A 15,030-nucleotide genomic window follows, 5' to 3' on the forward strand; every position below is an offset into this window, starting at 1 on the left:
ATGGCTAATTTATTGCAGATTGAGATTTGAGCAGACTTGGGCGTGGCGGCGCTCCGACAAGGATCTGCGACACATATCCAAGGTCGCGCGCAATCTTGCGAATTGCCATCGCCGTGACGACAATCGCCACTCCAACCACACTTGCGAACGCGATTCTGGTCGTGAGATTCCAGAGTTCTCCAAACTGTATCAAATCCATGAGGCGAAACACGGCACCCTGGACCAGGTACAGCAGCAGCGTGCTCTGACCAAGCTCCACCGCGACAAACTGAGCTACTCTAGTTGAATGGACAATTCTCCAGCACTGGAACATAAGCTGCATCGCTACTGCAGAAGCTGCTGCAGAGCCAGCGAACATCATAAACACTTGTTTAGCTGACTGTTCATCATAAACTAAAACAAGATTGTTGTAGACGTAAGTCTCCTTGCCCCACCCAAGGAAGCATAAGAAAGCTATTATCGAAAATAAGACCAAGAAAAGCGATTTGTGGCGCCAGACGATACTTTTCTGCCATCCGATCGGCTGGGCAAACAAGAACCCCAAACAATAAAATGGGTAAGTGTATCTTAACGACGGGGTTATTGACAATGTGATCGGCGCCAATGCGACCCCAATTGCGGATGCGCTTATGATCCACATCGATAGTCGATTGAAAGTTGCAAAAAATCTAACTAGAACGAACGAAATAAACGCCGCCCATATGAACCAGTATGTTCCAATGACCTCCTTCGATAGGTCCAGCAATACACCAGTTAAACTCTTCGTTGGATAAATCATGGCGGACTTTATTGCGAAAATAAACGCACACCAAAGAATCATTGGCAGTAGTAACTGCACTGCTCGATTACGGACCCCTTGAATGAACGTTTTTCGCAAAATTGCCCCAGAAGAAACATATCCACTTATCGCCATAAAGAGAGGCATATGAAACATGTAGATCGTCTTATAATACGCAGACATCCAAAAATCGTCAGTGCCTCGATAAATTACATATTGTAATAGGTGCCCAATTATCACTAAAGTAATTAGTATACCTTTGGCGAAGTCAAGGCTTAGGTCTCGGTCGTTTGTCTCTGCTGGGCGCGAGCCGCGTCCCTTCGCTCCGACTGTTATTTGATCAAGCATCAGACTCCAGCCCATCTGTTGCGGTTGCTACCGGCCGTTTCTGGGCACGGCGAGCACGCCAGTTTCGGTGAAAAGGATCGAATTTTACGCGGATCGCGGCGTGGTATCGAGGGCCGACTGGCTGCAACCGAGCGGACGAAATCCCAGTGCCTGATCGCAAACCTGGAGCGCAGTGGCGGTCGCGATCATGTGTGGCGACGCGATGGCCCGGCACTATGGTCGCCAGGACGTCTCTGCAGAACCTCTCAAGATGATTCCGCAGCGCGTGCCGAACCGTGCCAAAAGCGAATGGAATGCCAATCTGCTGCTGCACCGGACGCATGACGTGGATAGAATGGCTCATTCCGAGTCTCTCAAGATCCGGATGCACCCTGTACAATCCGAGTTCGCCTACCAAGAAATCAACCTCGCCAACCGTAGTGAACGGCGCAGCAGGTCCAAGTGAGCCGCTACGCCGTGCACATAGAGCCGATTGCGCGAACCTCCGGCCTTGCACCGGCCCAGCTACGACCGCCTGAAAGCCCCTGTCGGCCCATAGGCCTTTCGGAAGAAAGCGGAGAGCTCGACATGATCGGCTACTTGCAAGTCATTTCCCAGCACACGCTACAGAAGCCGTGGCGTGATCGGGTGCATGTCAGGTCCGGTCATCTATGCAGCGCCCTGGAAGTTTGGTAAAATCGATTGTTTAGATCGCGAGCATTCACGCTATGGATAAGTGAAAGCGATGCGCTTCAAAGGCCTTGATCTGAACCTTCTCGTCGTGCTCGACGCACTGCTGACCCAGCGCAACCTCACGGCGGCGGCAAGCAGCATCAACCTGAGTCAGCCGGCCATGAGCGCGGCCGTCGCCCGGCTGCGCGATTATTTCAACGATGAACTGTTTACGATGAGCGGCCGCGAACGTGTTCTAACCCCACGTGCGGAAACACTCGCCCCCGCTGTTCGCGGCGCACTCTTGAAAATCCAGAGCTCGATTATTTCTTGGGATCCGTTTAATCCGGCTCAGTCCGATCGCCGTTTCAGGATCACCCTTTCCGATTTCGCCACACTCGTGTTTTTTGAAAAGGTCGTGGAGCGTGTTGCACGCGAAGCTCCCGCCGTCAGCTTCGAATTGCTGCCGCTCGACGACGACCCCGATGAGCTTCTCCGGCGCGGTGACGTCGATTTTCTGATTTGTCCAGAATTGTTCATGTCGAGCGCGCATCCAAGAGCGGCGCTGTTCGACGACACGCTCGTGTGCGTAGGCTGCCCCACGAACAAGCAGCTGCCGCAGCAGCTTACATTCGAGAGATACATGTCGATGAGGCACGTTGCGGCCAAGTTCGGGCGGAAGCCCTCCGTCGAGGAGCGTTTTTTTCTTGAGCATGGCCTGAAGAGACGTGTCGAGGTTATCGTGCAGGCCTTCAGCATGATCCCGCCGATGGTCTCAGGCACAGCTCGTATATCGACCATGCCCTTCCGGCTGGTTGAGCATTTCAAGAAAACCTTCCCGCTGCGGATCATCGAACTTCCGCTGCCGCTTCCCGCATTTACCGAGGCCCTCCAATGGCCCGCCCTTCACAACAGTGATGCGGCAAGCGTCTGGATGCGAGAGATATTGTTACAGGAGGCGTCGAGAATGAGTTCTCCGCGGGACGCCAAAAAGGGTCGCAAGCCCTGATTGACTACCGCGTCTCACACCGGCACTCGTGTCAACAGGCGTGTCGAACGAGATGATAGTCGCGGAAAGAGCGCCTGCGAGGTCGTCCAGCGGGTGGCTTTCGTCGACAAACGGTGCGAATGAGAAGGGGCCCGCATAACCGCCATCAAGCAGCGCCCGGATCTGGCTGCCATTGTCGGAACCGACCAGGACGCGATCCGGGTAGATCCAGTGGATCGGATCGTTCACTCTTGAAATGTGCACGAGACCGGTCAGGTCGCAGGAGAAGAACGTCTCCCCGGCGAGCGTGTGATGAAACGTGTCGTGCACGAGGCGGAAGACGGACTGGCCATCAATGGCGGCAATGGCCTTAGCCGCTTCGTTTTTCGATCGAAGCGAGCAGGTCTGGAAGCCCAGCGGCTCGATGAGACCGATCAGGCCGCGCGACTGGAGGATCGGCTTGAGCGCCTTCAAGGCAAAGCGGAGATCGCCCCGGCGCTCGCCATTGGCAGGCCACGAGCCGTCGTTGACAGGCACCGGCATGAGCGTCTTGGCTCCGCAGGCCGCCGCATAATCGGCGAGCTTGCTCGCCTCGGCCCTGCGGGCGGGAGTCACTCGTTGAAGCGCTGCAAGGCATTGATGGAAAAATCCCAACGCCTGCTTCAGCGGCGGCAGACCGGACGTCCGCGCCTGCTGAGACATCGCCTGAATCGGTGTAATGACCGAAGCTGGCTCGCAGCCATCCATCTGCTTCAAGCTAACCCGCCGACCCGGAGAGATGCCCAATCAGATCGGATGCAAAATTCAGGCAGCAGGGTGCTTCGCCAGAGCGAGGCCGACGCCCAGCGCAATCATCGCGCCGCCCGACGCCTCCCTCAGGCGGCGGATCAACCTGGGACGCGCTGTCGCGCCGTCTTGAATGCCGCTGGCCACGAAGGCAACCACGATGTCGGCGAGCGTGTTGAGCGCAATCGACACGGAGCCAAGCACCACGAATTGCAGAGCTACGTGCCCTGCGCTCGGGTTCACGAACTGCGGAAGGAAGGCTAGAAAAAAGGCTGCCGTCTTCGGGTTGAGAGCCTCGACCAGCACCCCTTCACGAAACGCCCGCCGGGGTCCGACTGAACGCACCGGGGCGCCATCATCGCCAGTCGCTCGGCGCGCGGCTTGAAAGGTGCGAAAGCCTAGCCAGACGAGGTAGACCGCGCCGAACAGCTTCAATGCGGAGAACAGTTCCGAGCTCTCGAGCACGATCGCGGAAACACCTAGGCTTGCTGCGAGGACGTGGATCATGCCCCCCAACCCCGTGCCGAAGCTGGAAGCGATACCCTCCGGACGACCGCCGGCGAGCGTGCGCGCGGCAACATAGAAGATGCCCGGACCGGGCGTGATGGCGAGCACGGAGGCCGCGGCGAGGTACAGGGCGAATGGGGCCAGTTCTGGCATCATGGGTCGATTCCGACAAAGTTCATGATTATTTTGGGATGAGAGCGGCGAGCTCGCGGTCAGATGCCCGCTCGCTCGCCGCAAGGCCCGCGGCCACGCCATCGCGGTCGGCCGCGTTCCGGTTCTGACTCAGTTTGCGCTTGCCCTCCAGCCTCGTGATCGGCATGCGCAGGCCGACGATTCCGCGGAGTTGCGCCTGTACAAAATCCGGCGGTGCGTCCGACACCGCCCAAGGCGAGGCGCGCTCGCCCTCGTGGTGGTCGGTCAGACGATTCACGACGTCCAGCAGTCTTCCCGCATGCTCGAAGAACTCGACCGGACCATAGGCGTGGACGGCGATGTAATTCCAGGTCGGGACGACCTTCCCGGTTTCCCGCTTGGTCGCATACCATGCCGGCGTCACATAAGCGTCCGGCCCCATGAAGATGGCCAAGCCGTCGCCCAGCGGCGGAACATGGCACTGGGGATTGGCCTTCGCTAGGTGCCCGTAGATCACGCCGTGCTCGCCCTCGCTCTCGTCAAGGAAGAGGGGCAGTGGCGTTGCGAGCGGCCCTTCCGCCGTGACTGTAACGAAGTTCGCCAGCACCGCCGCGCGGATGGTCGCGCGCAGGGACTCCTTGTCGTCGTCGCGGAAAGCGGGAGGGATGTACATGGCGAAGCTCCTTGCGTCACCAGTCAGATACCGGCACTCTGGCCTGCAGGAAACAGCCAGTCAGAAGCTATCGACGTGGTCCAGTTTGTGAAAGATGGCATCGCACCCGACCATCGTGATGATCGAGGAGCAGATCCACAGCGGGGTGTGCGAGTCGGAGAACCCCTGGTCCTTCGCAGCCGAGGGGTCGGGCATATCCCGGCAATGGCGACTAGTTTGCCAAACCTTGTGGACGCAGCCCGCGATCCCGGAGACCATATTGAAAGAATCGTCGAAGAGGTTCCGGCGACGCCAGGCAATGCCGAGAGGCTGCGCGGGTCTCATTGTAGCAGGTGACAACAAACGTCTACGCTTAGTCAACGGGTCGGAGCCTACAGTTCGTCCGATGTCGGCGAAGCCTGTAAGCCTTCATAAGCGAGACCCAAGGCACTGGCTGGGAAAGCAGGTCCATAGGATCTCGCATTTCAGTGATGTTCTGGAAGCGGGCGAATTTCATATCCGCAGGCATCTAATGCCGGAATCAGATTGGATAGCGCCATAACGGTCTGGTTGCGCAGACCGGCTTGAGTGCTCCGTCTCGACTCGTCGGGAGGACAACCGTCGTGCAAGAGCACGATTGCGCCGGGCCGGACCGAGGCGAGCACAGCATCGACGATCGCTTCGGTGCCGGGCCGCGACCAATCTTTTGGGTCTATCGACCAATGAAGGGCCGCCAGCCCGGCGATCTCTGACGCAGTAAACACTTCTTCGCTCCAGGCGCCGTATGGCGCGCGAATGTAGCGGATCGAGGCCTGGGGGCATGCTACCATGATGGCACGGTTCGCCTCAAATACCTCACGTTGGACGTCGCCCAAGCCGCATTTGGACAGATCCGGATGAGACATCGTGTGGTTGCCCACCTCATGCCCTTCTGCGATCATTCGCTGGATGAGGTCCGGGTGCTCTGCGGCGTAGGCACCAATCACGAAGAAAGTCGCTGGCACCCGATTTTGCGCCAGCACATCGAGTATCTGTGGTGTGAAGAATGGATCGGGACCGTCGTCAAACGTCAGATAAACGCTCCGACGGCCGGTTCCATCAGCGCATTCACTCTGCACCTCCCATCCGTCATCAAGATGTTTCATAGCTCCGGATCCTTCCGGTCAATTGTTGCATCGGTCGGCCATTCGCTCATCGGCCGCGCAATCGGCATAATCACGAGGAGCACGTCCTCCACGCGAGGCGGCATGTCGAGATCCAGCACTTCTGAGTGGGACCGCACGCGAACATCGATACATCGTGGCCGGGCCGTCTCTGCAGAACGTCTCAAATTACCAGCGCATAGCTTTTCATTGCAGGGTCAGTCCCCCCGATAGGGTTTTCGGAAGAACTCGGAGAGTCCGATGTGATCGGCTACTTGCAACTGGTTCTCCCGGCACAACCTCCACCGTCCTTGGGAGCGCATGGGAAACCTCGACTTGTTGATCCTTGGGGTAGACACCTACGCTAGTTGGGGCTTGTGGCGAAAGAGCCGACGCGATGCAGCTTGCGCGATCACCGACGTACCTGGTCGAAAAGGGGATCGGCTCGCTCAATGTTCGGCGCAGACCAGAATGCACACACCAAAAAATGCTCCTCGGAGCCAACCGCATACATCGACAATCTCCCTAGCCTGCATCCTTGAATTCTTCCTATGCAATGTCCTGTCCGATAGTCAAAATCGAATGTTTCGATGACAAGCATCCATGTTGCGGATAGATGAGACAATGGCCCTTGATGTGAAGCTCCTCGTGGCTCCACGCACTGCTGACCGAGCGCAACGGCACGGTGGCGGCAAGCCGGATCAGCTAATTCAGCCGGCCATGAGCGCGGCCGTCGCCCAACTGCTTTCAACCATGACCTGTTTACGATGAGCGGTCGCGAATGTTCTAACCCCGCGTGCGGAACCGTCGACGTCTCAGAGTTGAGGACGACGTCGCGCAGCATCTCGACGCCTTTTTCGATCTGCCGGATGCTCAAGGCGGAATAGCCCATGACAAGCCCGGCGCGGTCGGCTTCGCCTGCTCCCGGCTGCCGATGATAAAGCGGCGAAATCGGGTGCAGCCCCAGACCGGCATGTCGGGCGGCTTCGACCAACGCTGTTTCACGCGATCGCGGCAGGTCGTTGAACCATATGACGACGTGCAGTCCAGCGTCGGCCCCTTGGACGGCGATCCGATCTCGGAAAATCCGCTTCAGGTTGGAAATACCTCCCGGCGCTCGCCGTTAAGGCGGCGCACGCGGCGCACATGCCTTTCATAGCCGCCGCTCTCGAACAGAGAGGCCAATGACGCCTGCTCCGCCACCGGAGAATGCTGGTCGGCAAACTGCTTGGCGGTTTCGAAAACCTGCTGCAATTCCGCCGGGACGACGAGATAGCCGATGCGCAGCATCGGCGAAAGCGTCTTGGAGATGGTGCCGAGGTAGATGACGCCCCATGATCCTCGAGGCTGTGCAGCGGGGGAACGGGGCTGATATCGTAGCGATATTCGCTGTCGTAGTCGTCCTCGATGACATAGGCGCCCTGCTCCCGCGCCCATTCCAGAAGCTGATGCCGCGCCATCGGCATGACGCCGCCGAGCGGAAACTGATGCGAGGGCGTCGCATAGGCCAGCCGGGCCGCGACCCCCGCCAGTTGCTCCGTCTGCATGCCGTCCTCGTCAACCTCGACGGGAACGGGCGTAGCACCTGTGCCGGCAAAGACCTGGCGCGCCATCCTGTAGCAGGGGTCCTCGATGACGAAGCTGTCCCCTGGGTCGAGCAGCAGGCGCGCGCAGAGATCGAGCCCCTGCTGCGAACCATTGACGATGACGATCTGCTCGGGTTCGAAGCGAACCGTACGGGCGCGCCAGTGATAGCCCTGAAGTGCCTGGCGCAGCCGGGCGCGAACCGCACGGATCGTCATAGGCGAGCCGTGCCGGCCGCTGCGCCATCGCCGCGTTCATCGTGCGCTTCCAAACCGAGGCTGGGGAATCTGAGGCCGCCAGGACGCCATACCGGAAATCTACCTTCAGCGTGTTCGGCAGGTGATCCCGCCACCGCGGATTCCCACGCAGCCGTTCGCCATAGTCAGACAAGTGACCCGGGCCGCCCCGTTTTGGGGGATTAGCGGCCCATTCCGATCAGGCGATTGCCCGAGAGCAGATGTCGGGCATCGCCAACGCTAACCCCTGCGTGACCTTGACCAACAGACCCTCGGTTTCCTGAAGATGGCGTCGTCGAAATCTGCACCGGCGTCGTATTGCCGTAAATCAAGGATGCCAACAACAGGGCCGGATGATTGGAGGCCGAAGCATCAAGCCGCATAAAGACAAGATCGTCGCCCCACCGACGCATTTTGCCAAAAGCAGCTCAACGACGAACATGCCGGCTTGGCGCGCCGAAGGGCCGCCGCCTTTCCCGCAAGCGGCCCAGCCCGCTCGCCACCGGGGTCAACCCACGCCAACCTATCCACCAACGCTCGTCCCATCCGCTATGCGCAACACCAAGCTGATGTCGCAGGGGCGGTCACCGACCCGGTACGCCGTCGAGAAACGACGAACTCGTGCTGTCTTGAGCCACCGGTAAGCAAATCCATTGCTGATCCGCGTCTGCAATAAGCGTTAGCTGGAGCGAACATGCATGCTCGCGGCAGACGCAATCATCAGGACCCTTGCCTCGGTCAATTGGATTGGAGACCATCATATGAAGGTGCAGACCGGTGTTTGGGCAGCTGTTATCGGTCGTCCAGACTTTGGCATCAGTTTTGGTGGACGCGAGCAGCTTGCGAGGGATGCATCCGAACGTGGCGCTGCTCCCATAATCCTCGCAGTTCTCCTGTGAGAGCCTCGCGCTGGCCCTGATCCAGCGTAATTGTGTCGAGGAGATCCGCGAGCACGGCTTCGCCTTCGATCCGCGTCAGCAGATCGAACAAGTCATGTGAAATACGCGCACAGTCACGGTGATCCGTTCGGATTTCGCAGACGGTCTCGTGGCGATCCTGCGCCGTGTATGCGCGGACTTTATGCAGGGATACATAGGGCGGCAATGAAACAGCGAGCGCAGTCCAATCCTGCAGCGTTGCGGCCCGTTTTTTGACGAGGTACGGCCCGACCACAAGTCCATCCAGCTCTGTCGTCAGGAACGTGGCAATCGAGTCTGCAACTGAATCCACGATCGGCTCGGCATTGTTGTTAAAGGACGTATTGAGCAGAATTGGGATGCCTGTCCGCTGCTTGAAGGCATTGATGACGTCCCAGTAGGCCGGACTGGCCTTGCGCGATACTGTTTGCAGCCGAGCCGTACCGTCGACATGCGTGATGGCGCCGAGCAAATCACGCTTGGAATCGCGCACACGAACTACGAAATTCATGAAGGGAAATTCGCACGCACTGCCCGGGAGGTCGAAAAATTCGCGCGCATCCTCCTCCAAAACTGATGGGGCGAACGGGCGATATCCTTCCCGCTTCTTGACCATAGCGTTGATCCGGTCCTTGTTTGAAGCGGGCCTGGGGTCGGCAAGAATGCTGCGATTTCCGAGCGCTCGCGGCCCGAACTCCGAACGACCTTGCACCCAGCCGATCACGGCGCCACCGACCATCCACTCGGCTGCCCTATCCGCCACCTCCTCAGTGCGTTCAAACTCCAGGTGCCCCGCCCATGCCTTTAGTTCCTCTTCGACAGCGTGATCGCTCGCGAGTTCCGGCCCCCAATAGACCTCCTGCAATCGCCTACGCGGCGCTGGGCGGCCCAACTCATTAGACACGATTAGCGCGGCGCCTAATGCGCATCCAGCGTCATGCGATGCGGGCTGCACGAAGATGTCTTCGAAAAGTCCTGAATAGAGCAGCTTGCCGTTCATGGAGCAATTGTGCGCAACTCCGCCGGCCAGGCACAACCGCGTCATCCCGGTGGCCTCACGATAATGGCGAAGAATGTGAAACACGATGCGTTCGAGCGCTTCCTGTAACGACGCACTCACATCCATATGCTGCTGAGTGAATGGCATTCCCTTTTGCCGAACCTGAATGCTGCGGAGCAAAGTCGGACCGATGCGGTCCAGGTGGACGCGATACTCGCCGTTTGCAGAGAGTTCATAGAATTTCTCGAAAAGCTCGCGATAGGGAACGGGATCGCCGTAGGGGGCAAGCCCCATTACCTTGTATTCATCGAACAAGCCGTAGCCGAGATACCGGATCGTCTCGAGATAAAATTGCCCGAGAGAATTGTTCTCCGGGAAAGTCGCAAGTTGCGTAATTTCAGTACCAGATCCTACCGCCACAAGGCCCGACAGGAAATCACCAGAGCCATCAATCGCGAAAATCAGACTTTGCTCGAAGCCCGACATTGCAAAAGCACTCACGGCGTGCGCCTGATGATGACTTACAAATGAGATACGCGAAGCGTCGAGCTCGGTACCGAACTCCTGCGCCAACAGCCTCTGCATCAACAGTTTAGCGTCCAAAGGAATGGAGGCGTCCGGCTGGGAAGCTAGCATGTTTTCGAGCATGGCGTTGCTATAGGCTTCGGTAGCGTAGAACGCCACACGATCGATTTCGCTGAGCTGAACCCCAGCGGCTGAAAGACAGTATTGAGCCGCACTAATTGGGAGCTTGTTGGAATGTTTGATCCGATTGAGGCGCTCCTCTTCTACCGCCGCAATGACCTGTCCGTCCCGGACGAGCACCGCAGCGCCATCGTGCATGAATGTGTTTGAAATCTGAAATCTGTTTTCATAGACTTTGTCCAATCCGCCGTTCAATCCTAGACACAGCATCTCGCTCTCCATTTGTCGTACAGGAATATTAAATTGGCCGTCTGATCAGAAACACAGGCCGCGTTGTCGTTCGCGCCACGAACGCCAGTCAAACATGATCGGGCTCAAAGAAATTCTCTTCGGCCGGGATCAACATGACATCCTGTGATCGAGGTGCCGGGCGGCCCATAACGTTGATAGATTGAGTGGATGCCACCGAAGACCCTCCGTGGCATGCCGATTTCTGTTGGCGATGTCGTATTTATTGGCAGCACGAAGTCCATAGCGCATCGTTTATCTCCTTCTCTTCGCGTCAGCGCATCAGTCGGCGGCGCAACAGCGCCATCGAGAGGAAGAATGGCAACAGCGCGTACAGGCCGAGCACCCCGATGTGCAGGGCGATGCCGACGATCGGGCGATCAAGCATAACCGGACGAATGAGGTCGATTGAATGCGACAGCGGCATGCATCGCGCTATCTTCTGAAAGGCGTCAGGCAGCTGATTCAATGGGAAAACGGCACCGGACAGGAACAGCATAGGTGTGAGGACAAGCGTCTGGTAAAACACGAAGTAATCGTAGCTGGGCGAAAGCGCGGTGACGACCATCGCAAGGCTCGCAAACACGCACCCAGTGAGAGCAATGATTGGCAGCGCATAGAGGACGGACGGCCAGGCTGCATAACCCAACGTTGCGGTGACAATGGTGATTGCCGTACCGGCCAAGAAGGCCTTGGTGGCTGCCCACGCCAGTTCACCCAGAACGATGTCGCCGAGGGTAACGTGCGTGTACAGCATTGCTTCCCAAGTGCGCTGAGAGTGCATGCGAGCGAAAGCCGCGTACAATGTTTCGAGGGTAGAGGCGGTCATCGCACTTACCGCGACCATGCCGGCCGCCAAAAAGGCGATATATGACGCACCGTCGACGCGGCCGACCATTATGCCTAGGCCGGTGCCGAGTCCGAAAAGGTAGATTATAGGATCGGCAAGGTTACCGAGAATCGTCACGAGTGAGACTTTCTTCCATGCCAGATAGTTCCGGCGCCACACCGCAACCCAGTTCCACGCATTGGACGGCAGCGCCGCCGCAAAATCTTCAATCATCGTTCACTCCTCTATCTCGCGCCCGGTCAGCCGCAAGAAAACATCCTCGAGATTGGCTGGACGCAAAAGAAGGCGCAGACCTGCTCGCCCCTGCAGTTGCGTGCGCACCTGCTCAGGGTCGGGCGCGTAGCAATAAAGGGTTTCGCCGCTCACCTCGATGCGCTGGGAATGTGGCTTGACCAGCGAAAGCAACTCGTGCGGATCGCCGCCGTAAATCTCCATGACCTGGCATCCGATATGCTCGTCGATCAGCGCCTGCGGGCGGCCTTCGGCGATATTGCGACCCCTTTCGAGCACGCACAGCCGATCGCATAATCGCTCAGCCTCTTCCATGAAATGCGTCGTCAGGATAATCGTCTTGCCGCGTGCCAACAGGGCGCGCAGCCGCTCCCAGATCAGGTGGCGCGCGTGCGGATCGAGGCCGGTGGTCGGCTCGTCCATCACAATGAGCTGGGGGTCGTTGATCAACGCCCGCGCCATCGTCAGGCATCGCTTCATGCCGCCGGACAGTTCCGAGACGCGCGCATCCGCCTTGCGCTCGAGGCGAGCGAACTCGAGAAGCGACGGGATGACCGCTTCGCTCTCGCGTGTGCTCATGCCGAAGTAGCGTCCGAACACCAGCAAGTTCTCGCGTACGGTGAATTCCTGGTCAAGATTGTCGAATTGCGGGACCACGCCAATGCCCCTGCGTGCCAGCCGAGCGCGCGCCGGCACTGGCACGCCGAGCACCGTGATCGCGCCCGCGTCAGGGCATGTCATGCCGAGGAGCATACGCGCAATCGTGCTTTTGCCCGCCCCGTTTGGTCCGAGGAGGCCGAAACACTCTCCCGACGCAACGGAGAACGACAGTTCGTCGACAACGACCTTGTTCCCATACGACTTGGTTACGCCGGCAAAATCGACTGCCACGGTCGACAGAGAGTCAGGCACGGAGCTTTTCGCGCTTGTCTGCCCGTGAAACTCCCGTTCGATCGGACCAGTCTCGATCCGCCGCAAATCCTCTGGGTCCAACTTCCGACTCAACATTTGATCTTCCTGGTCCTGGCTCAAAACTCTTCCACCTGCGATCACGTGACTATTGCTGTTCGCTGTAAGCTGCGTCAGATGCCACCAAGGCGGGCTTTGGAAGGGCGCCGCCGATGTCTGTCACAGTGGCGGCCGAGCTTCGCGACAACCAATCGCTATTGCTCAATGTACACAGCGCGTATGCTTTCAATGGGAGCAAGAGAAAGATGTTGATGAGTGTGTGGAGCGAGAATCCGAGAAATCGAAGTTGGCGCGCACGAAACGCTGCCACGCTGCAGCGAACTATAGTCATGACCGCGATCGTCAGGCATGCCGTCCAGGGCACAGTACCTGTCGTTATGAATTGCGCGAGCCCAGCCAGGAGCGACAAAGAGAGCAATAATGGGCCAAGATTCTGCCCAATCACGTCCAATGTGAGATAAATATTAAGGCCGCGCAGCAGTTGGAGCGCCAGCAACGTGTCCCGGAACGTGCTCCGGGCCCAGCGAAGCTGTTGGCGCAGATAGGGACCCATGCTGCTGGGAACGACTGTTGCCGCGACGGCCTCCGGGACATACTCTGTTCGAAAGCCTGCTTTCAGCATCAGGATCGTAAGGTGGCGGTCCTCACCGAAGTCGCTCGGCTTCCCTCGAAAGCGCTGCGTCTCGTATTGATCCAGGAGCGAAACAAGCGCGGATCGCCGGTACATGGCACACGGACCGCAGCAACACATGACGGCACCGAACCGAGCCTGCGCTGCCCGCTCTTCGTTGCAGGCGAGCCAGTATTCCATGTCAATCAACCGCGTCAGCCAAGTTTCACTGCGATTGCTAGCCGCCAACTGGCCCATGGCGGCGCCAATCGCTTGATCTTGCATCTTTAGCGCAAGCCTCGTGACGACGTCCGGCGCGAGTATCGTGTCCGAATCTACATTGAGCACCAAATCTCCGCACGAGCGGCGAACCGCCGCAATCTGTGCCTTGCGCTTTCCGACATTCTTTGGGAGCGCAATGAAGTTGAACCTCGGGTCGCGCGCGTATTCCTCGTGTATACCTACGAGGGCATCGTGGTTTCCAGAACCGTCATCAACAACATAGACCTGCAGTTTTCCGGCGTAGTCCTGACTTGCAATGGAAGCCAGGCAGTCCGAGAGGGTGCGAGGAGCCTCGTTGTAGCACGGGATAATGACATCGACGCTCGGCCAAGGCTCACAGCCGGCGGGTTCGCCCGAGGTCGGCGGTACGCTTGTAGGCAGGGTATAAAACACCTGCGCGGTCTTATAGACGGTCGACAGCAGCGCATAAGAGCAGACTGCAACAATACTGGCTGGGGCAAAGAGGTTCATGAGATCTCAGATTTTTCTGTGAATTTGAGGAAGCGAGCGGATAACAAATCCGAGGTCATAGCTCTGGACCGTTCCGATCGATCAAAGTGCCGGCCGGCCACTCGCTCATCGAGCGTCCAATTGGGAGCACCATGAGGAGTACGTCGTCGTCGACTCGCGTCGTGGAAGGCAGATCGGGGTACACGTCCGGGAGGGTTGAACGCACGCGAACGCCCGTCAGAATGTTCGCCAAGCCTTTGCGGCAGAACCTCCCAACATGGTTCCGGAGCGCTTGCCGAACCGTGCCGAAAGCGAATGGAACGCTAAGCTGCTGCAGCACTGGGTACATGACGCTAATCGAATGGGCGATTCCCAGCCCCTCAAGATCCGGACGCACCCCGTATAGACCGAGTTCAGCGACCAGCAGATCAACGTCGCCAACTTTGATGTATCGGCGCAGCAGGCCCAAGTGAGCGGCTACCCCGTGCACATCATAGCCGATTGCGCGGACCTCTGGCCTTGCACCGGCCCAACTTCGACCGCCTTCGAATTGCATTCCATTGAAGGCTCCGGTCGGCTCATAGGTCTTCCGGAAGAACTCAGAGAGTTCGAGGTGATCGGAAAGCTGCAACTCATTTTCCCAGCACAACCTCCACTGCACGTCATTGCGCATGCGAAGACTTCCTCTTTTTGGGTTCTTTTGTGCACCTCACGCGGTAGAGCAGCGGCGGTGCATGTCATGTGGGGGTCTATGAACGACCCGCCCAGATTGGTAAAATTGATTGTTTAGATCGAGAGCATCCACGCTATGGATGCTAAAACCATGCGTTTCAAAGGCCTTGATCTGAACCTTCTGGTCGTGCTCGATTGGCCCCGATAGCGGCGACGCACCGATGGCAGCTGTTGGTGACACAACCTGCCTCAAGAGCGGCCGCCAGCGGCGTGGCTGCGCCTCGTGCCGAAGCAGCGATCAAGTGGAGGATG

General features: G+C 58.4%; 13 protein-coding genes and 2 pseudogenes. 1 reads left to right on the forward strand and 14 read right to left on the reverse strand.

All coding sequences use genetic code 11. From position 1 onward, the window contains the following. Positions 1-4 precede the first annotated feature (4 nt). Together nolL and AC0L2K_RS29325 are read right to left on the reverse strand one after the other, a co-directional pair. Positions 5-1,126, reverse strand: a complete 1,122-nt coding sequence (gene nolL / locus AC0L2K_RS29320) for a nodulation factor fucose acetyltransferase NolL (protein WP_473533057.1) — start codon at positions 1,124-1,126, stop codon at positions 5-7. Next, a pseudogene (locus AC0L2K_RS29325) lies at positions 1,119-1,726 on the reverse strand (NodA family N-acyltransferase). Before AC0L2K_RS29325 ends, nolL begins: the two are co-directional and overlap by 8 nt. Positions 1,727-1,850: 124 nt before the next feature. Here AC0L2K_RS29325 and AC0L2K_RS29330 point away from each other — a divergent pair. Further along, the gene (locus tag AC0L2K_RS29330) at positions 1,851-2,786 is read left to right on the forward strand and encodes a LysR family transcriptional regulator (RefSeq protein ID WP_473533045.1); all 936 of its coding nucleotides are present in this window, start codon (positions 1,851-1,853) and stop codon (positions 2,784-2,786) included. On the opposite strand, the gene AC0L2K_RS29335 is transcribed toward AC0L2K_RS29330, so the two are convergent. From AC0L2K_RS29335 to AC0L2K_RS29390, 12 genes and pseudogenes are all read right to left on the reverse strand, one after another. Then, complete coding sequence (locus tag AC0L2K_RS29335) at positions 2,727-3,512, reverse strand: TIM barrel protein (protein WP_473533058.1); 786 nt, start codon at positions 3,510-3,512, stop codon at positions 2,727-2,729. The two genes, AC0L2K_RS29330 and AC0L2K_RS29335, sit on opposite strands and share 60 nt — an antisense overlap. Positions 3,513-3,569: 57 nt before the next feature. Further along, positions 3,570-4,211, reverse strand: coding sequence for a LysE family translocator (locus AC0L2K_RS29340; protein WP_473512043.1), 642 nt, complete (start codon positions 4,209-4,211; stop codon positions 3,570-3,572). A 28-nt stretch (positions 4,212-4,239) separates the two neighbouring features. Further along, complete coding sequence (locus AC0L2K_RS29345) at positions 4,240-4,863, reverse strand: FMN-binding negative transcriptional regulator (RefSeq protein ID WP_065010655.1); 624 nt, start codon at positions 4,861-4,863, stop codon at positions 4,240-4,242. A 464-nt stretch (positions 4,864-5,327) separates the two neighbouring features. After that, a complete protein-coding gene (nodB, locus tag AC0L2K_RS29350) occupies positions 5,328-5,987 on the reverse strand; it encodes a chitooligosaccharide deacetylase NodB (protein WP_473511980.1) in 660 nt (219 codons plus the stop codon). Further along, the gene (locus AC0L2K_RS29355; protein ID WP_473489080.1) at positions 5,984-6,091 is read right to left on the reverse strand and encodes a hypothetical protein; all 108 of its coding nucleotides are present in this window, start codon (positions 6,089-6,091) and stop codon (positions 5,984-5,986) included. The genes nodB and AC0L2K_RS29355 overlap by 4 nt, the downstream gene beginning before the upstream one ends. 111 nt (positions 6,092-6,202) lie before the next feature. Beyond that, positions 6,203-6,307 (reverse strand): hypothetical protein, encoded by a 105-nt coding sequence (locus AC0L2K_RS29360; RefSeq protein WP_082982601.1) that lies wholly within the window; start codon positions 6,305-6,307, stop codon positions 6,203-6,205. A 494-nt stretch (positions 6,308-6,801) separates the two neighbouring features. Then, positions 6,802-7,991 (reverse strand): annotated as a pseudogene (gene pdxR / locus AC0L2K_RS29365) (MocR-like pyridoxine biosynthesis transcription factor PdxR); the annotation flags it as partial. 629 nt (positions 7,992-8,620) lie between these two features. Continuing rightward, on the reverse strand, positions 8,621-10,636 hold the full coding sequence (locus tag AC0L2K_RS29370; protein WP_473512044.1) for a carbamoyltransferase family protein: 2,016 nt from the start codon (positions 10,634-10,636) through the stop codon (positions 8,621-8,623). 292 nt (positions 10,637-10,928) lie between these two features. Beyond that, entirely contained in the window at positions 10,929-11,717 is a 789-nt protein-coding gene (locus AC0L2K_RS29375; RefSeq protein ID WP_065010657.1) for an ABC transporter permease, read from the reverse strand. A gap of 3 nt (positions 11,718-11,720) precedes the next feature. Beyond that, a complete protein-coding gene (nodI, locus tag AC0L2K_RS29380) occupies positions 11,721-12,743 on the reverse strand; it encodes a nodulation factor ABC transporter ATP-binding protein NodI (protein ID WP_082982602.1) in 1,023 nt (340 codons plus the stop codon). A 49-nt stretch (positions 12,744-12,792) separates the two neighbouring features. Continuing rightward, complete coding sequence (gene nodC / locus AC0L2K_RS29385; protein WP_473533046.1) at positions 12,793-14,067, reverse strand: chitooligosaccharide synthase NodC; 1,275 nt, start codon at positions 14,065-14,067, stop codon at positions 12,793-12,795. A 55-nt stretch (positions 14,068-14,122) separates the two neighbouring features. After that, the gene (locus tag AC0L2K_RS29390; protein WP_065010659.1) at positions 14,123-14,719 is read right to left on the reverse strand and encodes a NodA family N-acyltransferase; all 597 of its coding nucleotides are present in this window, start codon (positions 14,717-14,719) and stop codon (positions 14,123-14,125) included. Positions 14,720-15,030: the final 311 nt, after the last annotated feature.

This window comes from Mesorhizobium sp. WSM4817, assembly GCF_055811135.1.

Bases quoted from the DNA above. Each gene is read 5' to 3' on its own strand.
- AC0L2K_RS29370 (WP_473512044.1), bottom strand. From the start codon at position 10,636: ATGCTGTGTCTAGGATTGAACGGCGGATTGGACAAAGTCTATGAAAAC.
- AC0L2K_RS29335 (WP_473533058.1), bottom strand. From the start codon at position 3,512: ATGGATGGCTGCGAGCCAGCTTCGGTCATTACACCGATTCAGGCGATG.
- nodI (WP_082982602.1), bottom strand. From the start codon at position 12,743: ATGTTGAGTCGGAAGTTGGACCCAGAGGATTTGCGGCGGATCGAGACT.
- AC0L2K_RS29360 (WP_082982601.1), bottom strand. From the start codon at position 6,307: ATGCGCTCCCAAGGACGGTGGAGGTTGTGCCGGGAGAACCAGTTGCAA.
- nolL (WP_473533057.1), bottom strand. From the start codon at position 1,126: ATGCTTGATCAAATAACAGTCGGAGCGAAGGGACGCGGCTCGCGCCCA.
- nodB (WP_473511980.1), bottom strand. From the start codon at position 5,987: ATGAAACATCTTGATGACGGATGGGAGGTGCAGAGTGAATGCGCTGAT.
- nodC (WP_473533046.1), bottom strand. From the start codon at position 14,067: ATGAACCTCTTTGCCCCAGCCAGTATTGTTGCAGTCTGCTCTTATGCG.
- AC0L2K_RS29390 (WP_065010659.1), bottom strand. From the start codon at position 14,719: ATGCGCAATGACGTGCAGTGGAGGTTGTGCTGGGAAAATGAGTTGCAG.
- AC0L2K_RS29355 (WP_473489080.1), bottom strand. From the start codon at position 6,091: ATGCCGCCTCGCGTGGAGGACGTGCTCCTCGTGATTATGCCGATTGCG.
- AC0L2K_RS29340 (WP_473512043.1), bottom strand. From the start codon at position 4,211: ATGCCAGAACTGGCCCCATTCGCCCTGTACCTCGCCGCGGCCTCCGTG.
- AC0L2K_RS29345 (WP_065010655.1), bottom strand. From the start codon at position 4,863: ATGTACATCCCTCCCGCTTTCCGCGACGACGACAAGGAGTCCCTGCGC.
- AC0L2K_RS29375 (WP_065010657.1), bottom strand. From the start codon at position 11,717: ATGATTGAAGATTTTGCGGCGGCGCTGCCGTCCAATGCGTGGAACTGG.
- AC0L2K_RS29330 (WP_473533045.1), top strand. From the start codon at position 1,851: ATGCGCTTCAAAGGCCTTGATCTGAACCTTCTCGTCGTGCTCGACGCA.